The sequence below is a fragment of the Pseudomonas sp. NPDC087358 genome (assembly GCF_044900785.1).
Lineage (GTDB): Bacteria > Pseudomonadota > Gammaproteobacteria > Pseudomonadales > Pseudomonadaceae > Aquipseudomonas.
Map to the genome: position 1 here is coordinate 69,298 of NZ_JBJDOA010000002.1, position 16,492 is coordinate 85,789.

Below are 16,492 nucleotides of genomic sequence, written 5' to 3' on the forward strand. Positions count from 1 at the left end.
GGCGGGTGAAGGCCCTAGAGTGCATATTTTCAGCACCGCCAATGCATCTTGAAAAGGGATTCCTATGCTGCAGACACGCGTGATTCCGCCAGCTGATGGCGCGTACCAGTACCCCCTGTTGATCAAACGCTTGTTGATGTCTGGCAGCCGCTATGAAAAAACGCGGGAAATCGTCTACCGGGACCAATCACGCTATTCGTACCTGACGCTCAACGAGCGGATTTGCCGACTGGCGAATGTGTTGACTGAGGCGGGGGTAAAAGCGGGCGACACCGTGGCGGTCATGGATTGGGACAGCCATCGTTATCTGGAATGCATGTTTGCCATTCCAATGATCGGCGCCGTGATCCACACCATCAACGTGCGTTTGTCGCCGGACCAGATCCTGTTCACCATGAACCACGCTGAAGACAAGTTCGTGCTGGTCAACAGCGAGTTCGTGCCGCTCTATAACTGCTTCGCCAGCAAGCTGACCACTGTCGAGAAGACGCTGCTGCTCACTGACACGGCGGACAAGACCGCCGACTTGCCCAACCTCATGGGCGAGTACGAAACCCTGCTGGCGGCAGCGAGTGCTCAGTATCGCTTCGAGGATTTCGACGAGAACTCGGTCGCGACCACCTTCTACACCACCGGCACCACCGGCAACCCCAAAGGCGTGTACTTCACCCATCGCCAACTGGTGCTGCACACCCTGGCAGTGGCGACGATCATGGGCAGTGTCGAAGGGCTGCTGGGCACCGACAAGGTCTACATGCCGATCACCCCGATGTTCCATGTGCATGCCTGGGGGGTGCCGTATGCCGCGACCATGCTGGGCGTCAAGCAGGTCTATCCCGGCCGTTACGACCCTGAGCTGCTGGTGGAGTTGTGGCGCAAGGAAAAGGTCAATTTCTCTCATTGCGTGCCGACCATCATGCAGATGGTGCTCAATGCCAAGGCCGCCAAAGACGTGGACTTCACCGGCTGGAACATCATCATCGGCGGCAGCTCGCTCAACCGTTCGCTGTATGAGGCGGCCAAGGCCAAAGGCATTCAGCTGACCGCGGCCTACGGCATGTCCGAGACCGGGCCGTTGGTATCAGTGGCCCACCTGGATGATGAATTGATGGCCGGCAGCGAAGACGAGCGCACCTCATACCGGATCAAGGCCGGTGCGCCGGGCGTCCTGGTCGAGGCGGCCATTGTCGACAGCGAGGGCAACTTCCTGCCCTCCGATGGCGAGACCCAGGGCGAATTGGTCCTGCGCGCGCCATGGCTGACCGAAGGCTACTACCGCGAACCTGAAAAAGGCGCCGAGCTGTGGGCCGGCGGCTGGCTGCACACAGGCGATGTGGCGACGCTGGACAGCATGGGTGGCATCGATATTCGTGACCGCATCAAGGACGTGATCAAGACCGGCGGTGAATGGGTGTCGTCGCTGGAACTCGAAGACCTGTGCAGTCGTCACCCCGGGGTGCGCGAAGTGGCCGTGGTCGGGATTGCCGATCCGCAGTGGGGCGAGCGGCCGTTTGCACTGCTGGTAGTCCATGAAGGGCACGTCATCGATGCCAAGGCGTTGAAGGAACACCTCAAGCCATTCGTGGAGCAGGGGCATATCAACAAGTGGGCGATTCCGAGCCAGATCGCCCTTGTTACCGAAATTCCCAAGACCAGTGTCGGCAAGCTCGACAAGAAGCGAATCCGCCTGGACATCGTCGAATGGCAGAGTACTAACAGCGCATTCCTCTCCACCCTCTGACCCCTCTTTTTTCGCGTTCATTGCCATGACTTTGGTCATGGCAATGTGCCGCGAGCGCTCTCGCCCGGCGTCTCCCTTGCCAAATCCCGAAATTCAGCCATTCTCCCTCTGCCATACCGGCAGGCACGTCGAAATCGGCGTGCCAGAGGCTTTGACGCTGTAAATCACACTTTAGAGGGATCAAGCAGTAGCACCTGCTGGCTATAGTCGGCAGTAGGTAGGAACCGGAGAAAAACGCCTTTTCGTTTAGCAGCTTTACATGGGCTGCCCGATACGCGTTGACACCCAGGCACTGCGGATCAGTCCACCTGAGTCGTTTCTGGAAGCACCCACTGCCATAAAAATAAAAGCACATGGAGTAGCGTCGATGACATCAGCAAACCTGTTCTGGCGCCGGGCAAGATTGCCTCTGGCCGTCAGCCTCGCTTCCACGCTCGCCGGTCCTGCATTCGGCGTCAGTTTCAACATCGGTGAAATCGAAGGTAACTTCGACTCCTCGCTCTCCGTAGGCGCAAGCTGGTCTACACAGAACGCCAACAAGAACCTGATCGGCTCCAACAACGGCGGGCACGGCCTTTCGCAGACCTCCGATGACGGCCACCTGAACTTCAAAAGCGGGGAAACCTTTTCGAAGATCTTCAAGGGCATTCACGATCTGGAATTGAAGTACGGCGACACCGGGGTGTTCCTGCGCGGCAAGTACTGGTACGACTTCGAACTCAAGGATGAAGGCCGCGAGTTCAAGGACATCAGCGACTCTGGCCGCAAGGAGGCCGCAAAGTCTTCAGGTTTCGAATTGCTCGACGCGTTCGTCTACCACAACTACTCCATTGCCGATGAACCGGGTTCGGTGCGTCTGGGCAAGCAGGTGGTCAACTGGGGTGAAAGCACGTTCATCGGCGGCGGCATCAACAGCATCAACCCGATCGACGTCTCGGCGTTCCGCCGCCCTGGCTCGGAAATCAAGGAAGGCCTGATTCCGGTCAACATGTTCTACCTGTCCCAGAGCCTGACCGAAAACCTCTCGGCCGAAGGCTTCTATCAGCTGGAATGGGACCAGACCGTCGTCGACAACTGCGGGACCTTCTTCTCCCAGCCTGACGTGATCGCCGATGGTTGCTCGAACAACCTGGCCGTATTGCGCACGCGCAACAGCTTGAACGCAGCCTTGCCAGCGTCACTGCGAGCGCCGGTCCAGGCAACCCTGGCTGCGCGCGGGGTCAACTTCGGCAACCCCGACGAGGGTGCCATCGTCGCCCGTGGTCCTGACCGTGACGCCCGCGACAGCGGTCAATATGGCCTGGCCATGCACTATAACTTCGAGCCGCTGGACACCGAGTTCGGCGCTTATTACATGAACTACCACAGCCGTTTGCCGATCTTCAGTGGCAAAGGCGGGCCAGCCAGTGCCTATAGCGCCGCCGGCCTGGTCGGTGGTCTGGTGGGCCGGGGCGTGCCGCTGGGTGTCGCCACCAGTTTGGCGCCGACCCTGCTGCCGGTGGTCGTTGCGGCCAACTCCAGCTACTACGTCGAATACCCGGAAGACATTCACCTGTTCGGCCTGAGCTTCTCCACCACCCTGCCCACCGGCACGGCGTGGAGTGGCGAGGTCAGTTACCGTCCGAATGCCCCGGTACAGCTCAATACCACCGATATCCTGTATTCGGGCCTGTCGCCGCTGAACCCGAGCGTTTCGCTGTTGCAAGGCGCTCCCAATACCGATCAGAAAGGCTATCGCCGCAAGGAGATCAGCCAGGCGCAGACCACCTTCACGCACTTCTTCGATCAGGTGATGGGTGCCGAGCGTCTGACCGTAGTCGGCGAGGTAGGCTGGACCCACGTCGGCGGTCTGGAGAGCACCTCCAAACTGCGCTATGGCCGTGACCCCAGCTACGGTCCGGGCCCGCTGCCCAATGGCCAATGTACTGCCCTCAACGTCAGCACCTTGGCCGGCGCACCGCTCAATAACGTCAGCCGCTATTGCGAAAACGATGGCTTCACCACCACGGATTCATGGGGTTATCGCGCTCGCGCCATCTGGGATTACAACAGCGTGTTTGCCGGTGTGAACCTCAAGCCAAGCGTGGCCTGGTCTCACGACGTCGACGGTTATTCGCCAGGTCCTGGCGGCAACTTTGAAGAGGGTCGCAAGGCGGTCAGCCTGGGTCTGGAAGCGGAGTATCAGAACACCTACACCGCCAACCTTTCCTACACCAACTTCTTCGACGGTAAGTACACCACAGTGGATGACCGCGACTTCGTGGCCCTCAGCTTCGGTATGAACTTCTAAGGAACGACCATGAACATGAAAATCACCAAGGGCCTGTTGCACGTCGGAGTACTGGGCCTGTCATTGCTGGCTACCGGTGTAATGGCTGCGGTCTCTGCCGATGAAGTGGCCAAGCTGGGCACCACCCTGACGCCCATGGGCGCGGAAAAGGCCGGCAACGCGGCCAACACCATTCCTGCCTGGAGCCCGATGGCGACCAACGCCGGCGCTGTCGATGACAAAGGCTTTCTGGCCAACCCGTACGCCAGCGAAAAACCGCTGTTCACCATCACCGCGCAAAACGTGGAACAGTACAAGAACAACCTGGCGCCGGGCCAATACGCGATGTTCAAGCGTTACCCGGACACCTTCAAGATGCTGGTCTACCCATCACACCGTGGCGCGACCGTGCCGGCTGATGTGTTCGCTTCCATCAAGAAGAACGCCGCCAACACCAAGCTGGTCAGCGGCGGCAACGGCCTGGAAAACTTCGAGACCGCCGTGCCGTTCCCGATTCCGCAAAGCGGGCTGGAAGTCATCTGGAACCACATCACCCGTTACCGCGGCGGCAGCGTCACGCGTCTGGTGATTCAGGCGACGCCGCAAACCAACGGCTCGTTCAGCCCGGTTTATTTCAAGGACCAGTTCGTCTTCCGTGACAAGATGAAAGACTACGATCCGAAGAACCCTGGCAACGTGCTGTTCTACTTCAAGCAGGAAGTGACAGCGCCAGCGCGCCTGGCCGGCTCCGTGTTGTTGGTCCATGAAACCCTCGATCAGGTAAAAGAACCACGCTCGGCGTGGGTCTACAACGCCGGCCAACGTCGCGTGCGCCGGGCGCCGCAAGTGTCCTACGACGGACCAGGCACCGCCGCCGACGGTCTGCGTACCTCCGACAACCTGGACATGTACAACGGCGCGCCTGACCGTTACGACTGGAAGCTGATCGGCAAGCAAGAAATGTACATCGCCTCCGACAGCTACAAGCTTGACGATCCCAAGCTCAAATATGCCGACATCATCAAGGCCGGGCACATCAATCAGGACCTGGCGCGCTATGAGCTGCGTCGCGTCTGGCACGTGACGGCGACCCTCAAGGAAGGTCAACGCCATATCTACGCCAAGCGCGATTTCTTCATCGACGAAGATACCTGGCAGGCAGCGGTGATCGATCACTACGACGGTCGCGGCCAACTGTGGCGCGTCGCCGAGGCGCATGCCGAAAACTACTACGACAAACAAGTGCCGTGGTATGCCGTAGAGACCCTGTACGACCTGCAATCGGGCCGGTATCTGGCGTTGGGCATGAAGAACGAAGAGAAGCGCGCCTACGACTTCGGCTTCACCGCCAGCACCAGCGACTTCCAGCCTAACGCGCTGCGTCAGGACGGTGTGCGCTGATCGTGTGACCGAATGGGCGCAACGTCGTGCACCGTTGATCACAGCTACAGCGCACGGTCGTCTTGCGCCGCTTTATCCTATGGTTGAACCCCATAGTGGCAAGAAGAAAGCACCCCGATTCGTCGGGGTGTTTTTTTTAGGCTTTTGATTCTGGGCGCAGCCCGTGGGAGCGTGGCTTGTCTCTGGGCCGCATCCGGACGATCTGCCGGGCACCGGCGGAGAATCAGACAACTCGTTGGGTCAGGTCTATACCATTCACAGGATTAGCTGGCGCTTCGCGCCAGATCGTCGGCAAGGTGGAGCGCCACTCCGGCGGACTCCCACGCCCTCCGGGCAGAAGCAGTCGACATCTATCGCCGCGTGCTGTTGATTCTGACCGAACCCTGCGGGCAGAAGCCTTGACAGACGCCTCATCCCCTCCCCAAACATATAAAGCAACATTCGCCTTGTTGATTGGATATGTTTTCTTACAGTCTTTCGTCGAACAATCTTCAAAAGCGCTGACATAGCCGCTAGTCTCCCGACATCTGAACGCCGAATAACAAGCACTTCCAACAAGAGCCGGCCATGACTGATCTGTCGCGTTTGCAAGGATTCGCAAATCACGCAGTCACTGCGTTGGAAGGACGTTTCTTCCGCCCCCCATTGCCCGAAGGTTACGTGCCCCGGCCGCGCCTCTGCGAACGCCTGAGTGCAGGTCTGTCCGGGCGCCTGTTGCTGGTCAGCGCCCCTGCCGGCTTTGGCAAAAGCTCGCTGGCGGTAGAGTTCTGTCAGAGCCTGCCCGGCCAGTGGCAAAACCTGTGGCTGGGCCTGAGCCAGCGCGACAGCGATCCCGGGCGTTTCCTTGAACGTCTTTTATCTGGTCTTCAGCAGTTCTTCCCCCAGCTGGGAAGTCAGGCGCTTGGTCTGCTGAAAATGCGTCAGCGTCACCAACCGTTCGCATTCGAAGAGTGGCTCGACGGTCTGCTGGACGAATTGACCATGCATCTGATGTTGAGCAAGCCGCTGCTGCTGGTGCTCGACGACTACCATCTGGTGCAAGGCCCGGTACTGGATCGCTGCCTGCAGTTTCTGCTCAATCATCTGCCTGCCGGCCTGATCGTCATGGTCACCAGTCGACAGCGTCCGGATTGGCATCTGGCGCGTCTGCGGCTGTCGCGGCAATTGCTTGAATTGTCCGAGCAGGACTTGCGCCTGACCGATGACGAGTCGCTGGCGGTGCTGGATCAACACAGTAATTCACTGACTGAAGAAGCGTTGCACACGCTGCTGCAGCGCAGTGAGGGCTGGGTTGCCGGTTTGCGGTTCTGGCTGTTGGCGGCCACCGAAGCGGGCAGCAACACCCTGACCCAGGAGCTTAACGGCGGCGAAGGGCTGATCCGTGACTACCTGCTGGAGGAGGTCATCGACTGCCTGCCTGCGCACGTTCAGGCCTTCCTTTATGAAACCGCCTGCCTTGAGCGGTTCTGCAGTGCGTTGTGCAATGCCGCCCGAGACAGCCACGACAGCGCAGAGATGCTCGGCTTTCTGCAAGCGCACCAGGTGTTTCTGGTGCCGCTGGACGAACATGGGCGCTGGTTTCGCTACCATCATTTATTCTCCGATCTGCTCCGGGCGCGTGCCGGCAACACCGTGGCGCCGCAGCAGACACGACTGCACCTCAATGCCTGTCGCTGGTTTAGTGAGCAGGGACTGCTGGACGAAGCGATCGAACAGGCGCTGCGCGCCGGCCACCCCGATGTCGCCGCCAATCTGGTGCAGAACCTTTCCGAAGAACAACTGCTGGCCGAACAGAACGTCGGCATGTTGTTGCGCTGGAAGATGGACTTACCTGACAGCCTGCTGATCAGCACGCCTCGCCTGATCGTGCTGTACGCCTGGGCGTTGGGCCTGGCCTGCCAGCTGGATGCGGCCGAAGAACTGGGCAATCACCTGAGCCGGTTTCTGCCTGCGCCGTCGGCAACCGCACAGAAGTCCATGCTCGCCCAGTGGCTGGCGCTCAGCGGCATCATTGCCCGAGGCCGCGGTGACAGCGATACGGCACGTCGCTATTGCAGCGAGGCGTTGACCAGCCTTCCGCAAAAGCGCTACGGCCAGCGCCTGCTGTGCTTGTCGACCCTGGCCAATCTGGCGATTGCCGAAGGGGATCTATGGCGCGCTCGAGCACTCAATCGTGACGCACTGGAGCTGGCGCAACGGGTCGCCAATCCGTTGTTCGAAGCACTGGCGCACTACGACCGTGCTCGTACCCTGCAAGCGCGGGGTGAAACGTTACGCGCGCTGGAACAAGTGCGACAGGGCTTGAGTCGGTTGACGGCGCTATCCTCGCAACGGCTGTACGCGGTGCGGGCCCGATTGACGCTGTACGAAGGGTACCTGCTGGTCCAGTGTCTGCAGCCCGACGCCGGACGGGCGCGGCTGGTCGCGGGCCTGGCCGAGGCGCGCGCCTGTCGCGATATCAGCGTGTTGATCGGTCATTGCGTGATTGCCGGCCTTGAAGGCAGGGAAGGGCGGTTCGCCCAGGCGTTTGCCGAACTTGCCGAAGCCGAGCGGCTGATGCACATATGGGATGTGCCGCCGGTCTACTACCTGGCGATGATCACCCTGGCCAAATGCGAACTGTGGCTGGCTCAGGGGCGAATCGACCTGGCCGACGCCTGGTTGCTGCGTCTGGGCCAGACCTATGGCGGCGATCATCCGGCTGCCGCGCCGGAGTGCATGCCGCAGATGCCGCAACACATCGAACTGTTGCGCGCCATGCTCGACCAGATTCAGGACCGGGTGGAACAGTCGTCTGAGCGCCTGGCCGAGCTGGAAGAATACGCGCGGCAGACAGGCGCCGGCCTGCTATGCCTGAACGCCATGAGCCAACACATGCTGTTGCTGCTGAATACGCCTGATCGTGCCCGCGCCGACCCTCTGCTTGATCGCAGCCTTCAGGCTGCGGCGGGTGGCGCCTTGCTGCCCCTTCAGGGGCTGATCCGCAAGCACCCTGACTGGCTGCGGGAGCGGCTGCTCAAACGCCCCCTGTGCAGACTGGTCGAGTACTTGCTCGACCATTTGCCGCCCAGCCCTGGCAAAGAATCGCCAAGCGTGCGCGACCCGCTCGAGCCCGCTGGCTGTCATGGCAGCGATTCACTCAGCGCACGCGAACTCGGCGTGCTGCAACTGATCGCTCAAGGCTGCTCCAATCAGGAAATCAGTGAGCGACTCTTCATTTCGCTGCACACCGTGAAAACCCATGCCAGCCACATCAACAGCAAGCTGGGGGTCGAACGCAGGACACAGGCGGTTGCGCGAGCGCAGGAGTTGGGCTTGTTGGGGTAACACCTGATCGGCGCAACGCGGCACGGCGAATTCAAGGCCGATCGTGCCGGGCCTATACGGGGGTCGCCGCGTCTGCGGCCCACATCCTGTCCACATCCTCGATACCCCAATCGGCTGCCAGCTCGAACTTGACGATGGCGTCCTGTTCCAGCGGATGGGTGAGGTCGACGACTTTCGGCTCCAAGGATGCGCGGCTGTGGGTGGACAGGAAGACCTTGACCTTGGGGCGCAGCAGTGATTGCTCGCTCTGCTCGATGACCACGCCCAAACGCTCGCTTTTCAGGCGTACCAAGGTGCCGACCGGGTAGATGCCGATCGTTTTGACGAAGTGCTGAAAAATCTGTTCATCGAAGTGGCCCCTCCAGGACGCCATCTCGCGGATCGAACTGGCAGCGTCCCAGCCTTTTTTGTATGGGCGGTCCGAGGTCACCGCATCATAAACGTCGCAGATGGCACTCATCCTGGCGAACATACTGATCTCTTCACCCTTCAGGCCATGTGGGTACCCGCTGCCGTCCATTTTTTCATGGTGGTGCAGGCACACATCCTTTACTACGGCGGTGACTTGCTGGCTCCCCTTGAGAATCTTGTGCCCGGCCTGCGGGTGATATTTCATGGCCTGGTATTCTTCGGCCGTCAGACGATCAGGTTTGTTGAGGATCGCCGGCGCAATCATCATCTTGCCCACGTCGTGCATCAGTCCGGCAACGCCCGCCTCGCGTACCTGATCGTCACTCAAGCCCATCTGCCGCGCCAGTGCCACCATGAGCGCGCAGACCGCGACCGAATGCATGTAGGTGTACTCGTCGGAGGTTTTCAGTCGCGACAGGCTGATCAGCGCATGGGGATGACGCATTACCGAGTTGGAGATTTCTTCGACCAGCAGATCGACATCTTCTGTATTCATCGAACGGCCCATACGGGCATCGCTGAACATGGTCATGACGGCGGCCTTGGCGCGGCCGCAGATCAGTCGGGCGCGAGCCAGTTCCTCGTCCATGCTGGCCGGCGCGGTGTCGCCGAGAGCGACTGTTGTCGGCGCTTGTACCTGCGGCGGATTCGGCTCATCGGGGCTGTTCCCCCGACCTGTGTCAATCCACACTTCGCGGCTCGACTGCTGGATGCGTTGCAGCACCGCTTCATCACGCAGTTCGCGCTCGACATGCAAGGTCCAGAACGGATCGTTTGCCCGCGGACGGCAGAATTCGTGGATGTACATACCCAGCGTGAGATCAGCGACAGCGATTTTTCTTAGCATCAAACCTGCTCTTTGCGCATTGGGTCTGGGCTACCTTGCAAGGTCATCGAATAGATGTTTCATCAGCTCGAACGCCACACATCCCTATGATTGCGCATTGCCAGTATAGGAGGGGATTTTTGAAAAATACATCAACGAAAAGTGTGGCCCCAAATGCCCGGATTTCCACCTTGTGCATGAAAAACAGAGGCTTATCGCACTGTGGTCTGCGCAACACACGGATAAATCAGAGAAATAAAATAATCAGCGCTGTTCGCTGGAGGTGATATCCATCCGCCTGAAGGCTTTTGCAGACGCATTGACGGTCGTTTGCTCGGGCGGCGATTACTGAGGTGCCCATCAGTTCCCGTTGGTGACCGCTATGGGTGGGCAACCGGTCGGGTGGCGGAGCACCTTGGCTGTCCACACCTGTTGGCGGGCCGCGGTCTTGGGGTTTTTCGCACAATTGGCGCTTTCCCTGTGGCTGTCCCCAGCCGTATTTTCCGCGCTTTCACCCGCGTCTGCCGGGTGCTGGGGGGAAGGATGAATTTCGTTTGGCGTAAAAAGGCGGTCACGCCGCAGCCCGTTCATGCGTCGTCAATGCCGTGCGGGCCAACGGCGGATGAGATTGAAGCGTCGATCCGAGAGCTCGGCGAACTGCGCAAGGACGATCGGCGCCAGCGTGATTTCTACCGTGGCCTGTCGGAGAACCTGCTGACTTGCGGCAACTCACTGGCCCACGTCAGTGAGTCCTTCTCCAGCCTCAACCACCAGCTGCAGATCAATCACCAGCGGGCGGATAAGGTCGCCCGTTCGGCCGTCGACAATCGTGAGCAGATTCTGCACCTGCAGGAACAATCGAAGGTCATGGAGGCGGGGGTCGATGCGCTGGAACAGGTGATCAACCATCTGGTCGGCCGCGCTGGCGAGATCGACCGCATCGTCGTCCTGATCAGCGACATCGCCCGCCAGACCAACTTGCTGGCGCTCAATGCGGCCATCGAAGCGGCGCGGGCAGGCGAATCGGGACGCGGGTTTGCTGTGGTGGCCGGGGAAGTGCGCCATCTCGCGGAGAAAACCGCTCAGGCAACCCAGGAAATCGTCAAGGAAACCACCGCGATCCAGCAGGACATCAGCGTTGCCAAACAAGCGATCGGCGAACAGAGCCGAGCGTCAGGCGCATTCGCCACCGTCATCGACCAAACCGCGCAAGCGATGGCTGGCATGTATGGCGAAGCCCAGACCATGCAACGTGAAATCGACCAATCGCACCTGCTGTCCAGGGTCGAACTTGCCAACATGCAGGAACTCACCCTTAAAGTCGCCGTTTATGACCGCCTGCTCAACCCCCGGGCCGAGCCCTTGGTCCTGCCCGACGAAACCCAGTGTCTGTTCGGTAAGTGGTACTACGAACAACAGGACATCCAGCACCAGCGCACTGCCGAATTCCGTCGCCTTGAGATCCCGCACCAACAGGTCCACACCAGCGGCCAGGCGGCCATTGATGCTCACGCACAAGGAGAGCTCGAACAGACCCTTGAGCATGTCGCAAAAATGGAAGCCGCCAACGTGACGGTGATGCAGGCGGTGAAGGTGTTATTGAAGTCGCGGTTGGCTGGGTGAGTAGAGGTTGAAGACCGGGCAAGCGCGGTTCCCACCTTGTAACCAAGCGAATCGAAAGCTTGCTGCTTGCGCGCGGTTGTCATGCTAAAACGCAGTCAATGCACATTGCTTGGGCGCTGGCCGAGCGTAGGAGCTTGCTGAATTTCTCCACCTCATTGGCACGGCGCAGCAGGGCTACATGTGCCGATCTCAGGTTTAGTTGACTTACAGGAACGCCATGCAAACCCCCAAACCCACCCTCATCCGCGAAACCTTCCCCGTCGGCCCGTTGCAGTGCAACTGCACGATCATCGGCGATCCGTTGACCAAGCAGGCGATCGTGGTCGATCCCGGCGGTAATCACGAGTTGATTCTGGCCAAGCTCGAAGCACATGGTCTGAAAGTGGTCAGCATCATTCATACCCATGCGCATCTGGACCATTTCCTGGCGTCGGGGCAGTTGAAGGAGAAGACCGGCGCGACGTTGCACCTGCATAAGGAGGATCAGTTCCTGTGGGACAACCTTGAAACGCAGTGTCAGGTGTTTCGTGTGCCCTATGTGCCGGTGCCGCCACCGGATCGCTGGTTGGCGGACGATGAGGAACTGGCCTGTGGCTGCGGTGTGGCATTGCATACCCCCGGGCATACGCCGGGGTCGATGAGTTTCTGGTTCGAGGATGCCGGGCTGCTGATCGCAGGCGATACCTTATTCAAGCGTGGGGTGGGGCGCACTGATTTGTGGGGCGGTGATCAGGCGACGATCGTGCGCTCGATCAAGCAGCGGCTGTACACGCTGGACGAGGACGCGACGGTGGTGACTGGCCACGGACCGGACACCCGGCTGGGTGATGAGATGCGCGAGAACCCTTTCGTCAGGGCCTGAAATCGTTCAGGCGCGGTTAAGGAATTTTTAACGGTCTGCATGCTCTAATCGCGCATATCGTTCGGTCTGGACGTTGACCGTAGAAAAGCAAAACAGGAGCTTTCCCTGATGTTTACCTTTCGCCGTTTGATCATCGCCGCTACGGCCTTTGCCGTGCTCTCCGGCTGCGCAACGCAAAACCCTTACGATAACCAGGGGCAGGCGCAGAACTCTGGCGGCGTGAGCAAGACCGCCAAATACGGTGGGCTGGGTGCGCTGGCCGGCGCTGTCGCCGGTGCTGCCATCGACCATAACAACCGTGGCAAGGGCGCGCTGATCGGCGCCGCGGTGGTGGGCGCGGGTGCTGCCGGTTATGGTTACTACGCCGACAAACAGGAAGCTGCGCTGCGTGCCAGCATGGCCAACACCGGTGTCGAAGTGCAGCGCCAGGGCGACACCATCAAGCTGGTGATGCCAGGTAACATCACGTTCGCCACCGACTCTTCGGCCATCGCCAGCAGCTTCTACTCGCCGCTGAACAATCTGGCGGGTTCGTTGAAGCAGTACAACCAGAACATGATCGAGATCGTCGGTTACACCGACAGCACCGGCAGCCGCCAGCACAACATGGATCTGTCGCAGCAGCGGGCCCAGAGCGTGGCGACTTACCTGACTTCCCAGGGTGTGGATGCTGCGCACCTTTCGGTCCGTGGTGCCGGCCCGGATTCGCCAATTGCCAGCAACGCCGATGTCAATGGCCGTGCCCAGAACCGTCGCGTAGAGGTCAACCTCAAGCCGATTCCTGGTCAGCAGTATCAGCAGCAGTAAGGTGTTTCAGTGACATCCACAACCCCGGCCCTGGTGCCGGGGTTTTGTTTGAATGCAATTGCTGCAACACAATGTTCCGATGTTCAGTGCCACGGATATCGTTCGTGCATCTGCCCGAGCAGGGCGTCCTTCTCTTCCCATAGCCGGTTGATCCACTGCTGAAACTCCACGCGGTAGACCTCGTCCTGGTCGTAGCTCTTGCCTATGAACTGCGCCGGGATCTGCACTTCTTCAAAATGCGCGACCACTTCACGGACCCTGCCGCAGAGCAGGTCCCAGTAGCCCGGCTGGCCGTCCGGATAATGGATGGTCACGTTGACGATCGATTCCAGCTGCTCGCCCATGGCATCTAGCACAAAGGCGATGCCGCCTGCCTTGGGTTTCAACAGGTAACGAAACGGCGAATTCTGCTGCGCGTGTTTTGCCTTGGTGAAACGTGTGCCTTCGACAAAGTTGAAAATACCTACAGAGCTGTTGCGAAACTTCGCACAAGTGCGGCGGGTGGTCTGCAGATCCTTGCCTTTCTTCTCCGGGTGTTTGGCCAGGTAGGCCTTGCTGTAGCGCTTCATGAACGGGAAGCCCAGTGCCCACCATGCAAGGCCGATCACCGGCACCCAGATCAACTCCTGCTTGAGGAAGAACTTGAGCGGACGAATGCGCCGGTTGAGCACGTATTGCAAGACCATGATATCGACCCAGCTCTGGTGGTTACTGGTCACCAGGTAGGAGTGTTGGTAATCCAGGCCTTCCAGCCCGCTGAGGTGCCAGCGGGTATGGTCGAGCAGGTTCATCCAGGCTTTGTTGTTGCTGATCCACGCCTCGTGGATGTGGCTCATCAGCCAGTCGGTGGCTTTCTGCGCGCTCGGGAAAGGCAGGCACAGCTTGAAGATGGCGACGACGAACAATGGCGCACAGCAGACAATCGTGTTGAGCGCCAACAGCAGCGAGGCAATGACGCCGCGCAAAGGGGCGGGCAAGAAATCCATGAGGGACCGAACTCCGAGGTAAGACTGCCGCCGGTGGATGCCCGTGCGGCATTATTGTGAGTGAATGATAGGGCGGGACAGGGTTACCGAGGCAACGTCGCCGCCTGAATCGCCGTCAGGGCGATGGTGTAGACAATGTCGTCGACCTGGGCACCTCGCGGCAGATCGTTCACCGGTTTGCGCAGGCCTTGCAGCATCGGGCCCAGGCTCACGCAGTCGGCACTGCGCTGCACCGCTTTATAGGTGGTGTTGCCGGTGTTGAGGTCGGGGAACACGAACACATTGGCGCGACCGGCGACGGGGCTGTCGGGTGCCAGTTGCCGGGCGACATGTTCGTTGGCGGCGGCATCGTATTGCAGCGGGCCGTCGATCAACAGGGTGCGTTGGGTTTCCCGAGCCAGCTGCGTGGCTTCACGAACCTTTTCCACCTCCTCGCCACTGGCAGAGTTGCCGCTGGAATAGCTGATCATCGCCACCCGCGGCGACAGACCGAAGGCCACCGCCGAATCGGCGCTCTGCACGGCAATTTCCGCCAGCTCATGGGCGGTCGGATGCGGGTTCATGATGCAGTCGCCGTAGACCAGCACCTGCTCGGGGAACAACATGAAAAACACCGAGGACACAAGCGTGCAACCCGGCGCGGTCTTGATCAGTTGCAAGGCCGGACGGATGGTATTGGCGGTCGAATGGATGACCCCGGAAACCAGACCGTCGACCTCATCGAGCGCCAGCATCATGGTGCCGATCACCACCGGATCCTCCAGCTGTTGCTCGGCCATCGGCGCGTTGAGGCTTTTGCTTCTGCGCAGATCGACCATCGGCGCCACATAGCGCTCGCGGATCTGATCCGGGTCGAGAATTTCCAGGCCCGGCGGAAGCTCGATGCCTTGGGCGCGGGCCACCGCCTGAACGTCTTCGGGTTTGGCCAGCAGCACACACCGCGCGATACCACGCGCTTGACAGATGGCAGCGGCCTGCACGGTCAGCGGCTCAGCGCCCTCGGGCAAAACGATGCGCTTGTTGGCGGCTTGCGCACGCTGGATCAACTGATAGCGGAACACCGCCGGCGACAGGCGCATCTCGCGGGGAGTGCCGCAACGCTGATGCAGCCAGTTGGCGTCCAGATGACTGGCAACGAAGTCGGTGATGATTTCCGCACGCTCGCGGTCGTCGATCGGAATTTCCTTGTTCAGCTGATTAAGCTGGTTCGCGGTGTCGTACGAGCCGGTGCTGACCGAGAGCACCGGCAAACCCGCCTGCAGCGCGCCGCGGCACAGGTCCATGATGCGGGGATCGGGCAGGGTGTCGCTGGTCAGCAGCAGGCCGGCCAGGGGCACGCCGTTCATGGTCGCAAGGCTCACCGCGAGGATGATGTCGTCGCGGTCGCCCGGCGTCACCACCAACACCCCCGGTTTGAGCAGTTGCAGGGTATTGAGCACGGTCCGCGCGCAAATGATGATCTTGGACATGCGGCGCTGTTCGTAGTCGCCGGCGTTGATTACCTGAGCGCCCAGCAATTCTGCCACGTCACGGGTGCGCGGCGCATTCAGGTCGGCCTGGAAGGGAATGCAGCCCAGCAGGCGGAAATCTCCGCTGCGCAGCAGTGGCGAGTGCTCTTTGAGCCGCGCGGAAAACGCTTCCATGCTTTCGTCGGTGCGCACCTTGTTGAGGATCACGCCCAATACTTTCGGGTCTTTCGGCCCGCCGAACATCTGCGCCTGCAGTTCGACGCGCCCGGAAAGCTCGGTCAGCACCTCGTTTTCCGGGGCCGAGACCAGGATCACTTCGGCGTCCAGCGCTTTGGCCATGTGCAGGTTGACCCGCGCGGCGTAGCTGGCTGTGCGGGTCGGCACCATGCCTTCGACGATCAACACGTCGCGGCCGATGGACGCCTCTTGGTAGAGGTTGATGATTTCTTCCAGCAGCTCGTCCAGCTGACCTTCGCCAAGCATGCGTTCGACATGCGCAAGCGCCAGCGGTTTTGGCGGCTTGAGCCCATGGGTGCGGGCGATCAGCTCAGTCGAGCGCTCCGGTCCCAGGTCGCCGGGATGCGGTTGGGCGATGGGTTTGAAAAAGCCGACCTTGAGTCCGGCGCGCTCCAGGGTGCGCACCAGCCCCAGGCTGATGGACGTCAAACCCACACCGAAGTCTGTGGGTGCGATAAAGAAAGTCTGCATGCGGGCTTCTCGAAGGTGAGCGTGCAAAGGCCGTGGCGTCGTAAGGTCTGCCAGTGGACCGG

The 16,492-nt window shown here is 60.4% G+C and carries 10 protein-coding genes and 1 pseudogene; 8 read left to right on the top strand and 3 right to left on the bottom strand.

Going from position 1 to position 16,492, the window contains the following annotated elements; all coding sequences use genetic code 11:
- Positions 1–64 precede the first annotated feature (64 nt).
- The 4 genes from ACI2KS_RS03945 to ACI2KS_RS03960 all read left to right on the top strand — a co-directional run bounded on the left by ACI2KS_RS03945 (position 65) and on the right by ACI2KS_RS03960 (position 8,738).
- Complete coding sequence (locus ACI2KS_RS03945) at positions 65–1,741, top strand: fatty acid--CoA ligase (RefSeq protein ID WP_404617414.1); 1,677 nt, start codon at positions 65–67, stop codon at positions 1,739–1,741.
- Positions 1,742–2,108: 367 nt separating this feature from the next.
- On the top strand, positions 2,109–4,031 hold the full coding sequence (locus ACI2KS_RS03950) for a DUF1302 domain-containing protein (protein ID WP_404617416.1): 1,923 nt from the start codon (positions 2,109–2,111) through the stop codon (positions 4,029–4,031).
- 15 nt (positions 4,032–4,046) lie between these two features.
- Positions 4,047–5,411, top strand: coding sequence for a DUF1329 domain-containing protein (locus ACI2KS_RS03955; protein WP_404618459.1), 1,365 nt, complete (start codon positions 4,047–4,049; stop codon positions 5,409–5,411).
- A gap of 567 nt (positions 5,412–5,978) precedes the next feature.
- On the top strand, positions 5,979–8,738 hold the full coding sequence (locus ACI2KS_RS03960) for a LuxR C-terminal-related transcriptional regulator (RefSeq protein ID WP_404617418.1): 2,760 nt from the start codon (positions 5,979–5,981) through the stop codon (positions 8,736–8,738).
- Between the two features lie 52 nt (positions 8,739–8,790).
- Here the strand turns inward: ACI2KS_RS03960 and ACI2KS_RS03965 are convergent, their stop codons facing one another.
- Entirely contained in the window at positions 8,791–9,996 is a 1,206-nt protein-coding gene (locus ACI2KS_RS03965) for an HD-GYP domain-containing protein (protein ID WP_404617420.1), read from the bottom strand.
- A gap of 846 nt (positions 9,997–10,842) precedes the next feature.
- Here ACI2KS_RS03965 and ACI2KS_RS03970 point away from each other — a divergent pair.
- From ACI2KS_RS03970 to ACI2KS_RS03985, 4 genes and pseudogenes are all read left to right on the top strand, one after another.
- Positions 10,843–11,181, top strand: a pseudogene (locus ACI2KS_RS03970) (methyl-accepting chemotaxis protein); the annotation flags it as partial.
- Between the two features lie 93 nt (positions 11,182–11,274).
- Positions 11,275–11,598: a CZB domain-containing protein gene (locus ACI2KS_RS03975; RefSeq protein ID WP_404618461.1), complete on the top strand. Its 324-nt coding sequence runs from the start codon at positions 11,275–11,277 to the stop codon at positions 11,596–11,598.
- Between the two features lie 217 nt (positions 11,599–11,815).
- Entirely contained in the window at positions 11,816–12,460 is a 645-nt protein-coding gene (locus ACI2KS_RS03980; protein ID WP_404617422.1) for an MBL fold metallo-hydrolase, read from the top strand.
- A 108-nt stretch (positions 12,461–12,568) separates the two neighbouring features.
- The gene (locus ACI2KS_RS03985; RefSeq protein ID WP_404617424.1) at positions 12,569–13,267 is read left to right on the top strand and encodes an OmpA family protein; all 699 of its coding nucleotides are present in this window, start codon (positions 12,569–12,571) and stop codon (positions 13,265–13,267) included.
- An 83-nt stretch (positions 13,268–13,350) separates the two neighbouring features.
- On the opposite strand, the gene ACI2KS_RS03990 is transcribed toward ACI2KS_RS03985, so the two are convergent.
- The gene (locus tag ACI2KS_RS03990) at positions 13,351–14,253 is read right to left on the bottom strand and encodes an acyltransferase (protein ID WP_404617426.1); all 903 of its coding nucleotides are present in this window, start codon (positions 14,251–14,253) and stop codon (positions 13,351–13,353) included.
- Between the two features lie 83 nt (positions 14,254–14,336).
- Positions 14,337–16,430, bottom strand: a complete 2,094-nt coding sequence (gene pta / locus ACI2KS_RS03995; RefSeq protein WP_404617428.1) for a phosphate acetyltransferase — start codon at positions 16,428–16,430, stop codon at positions 14,337–14,339.
- Positions 16,431–16,492 lie beyond the last annotated feature (62 nt).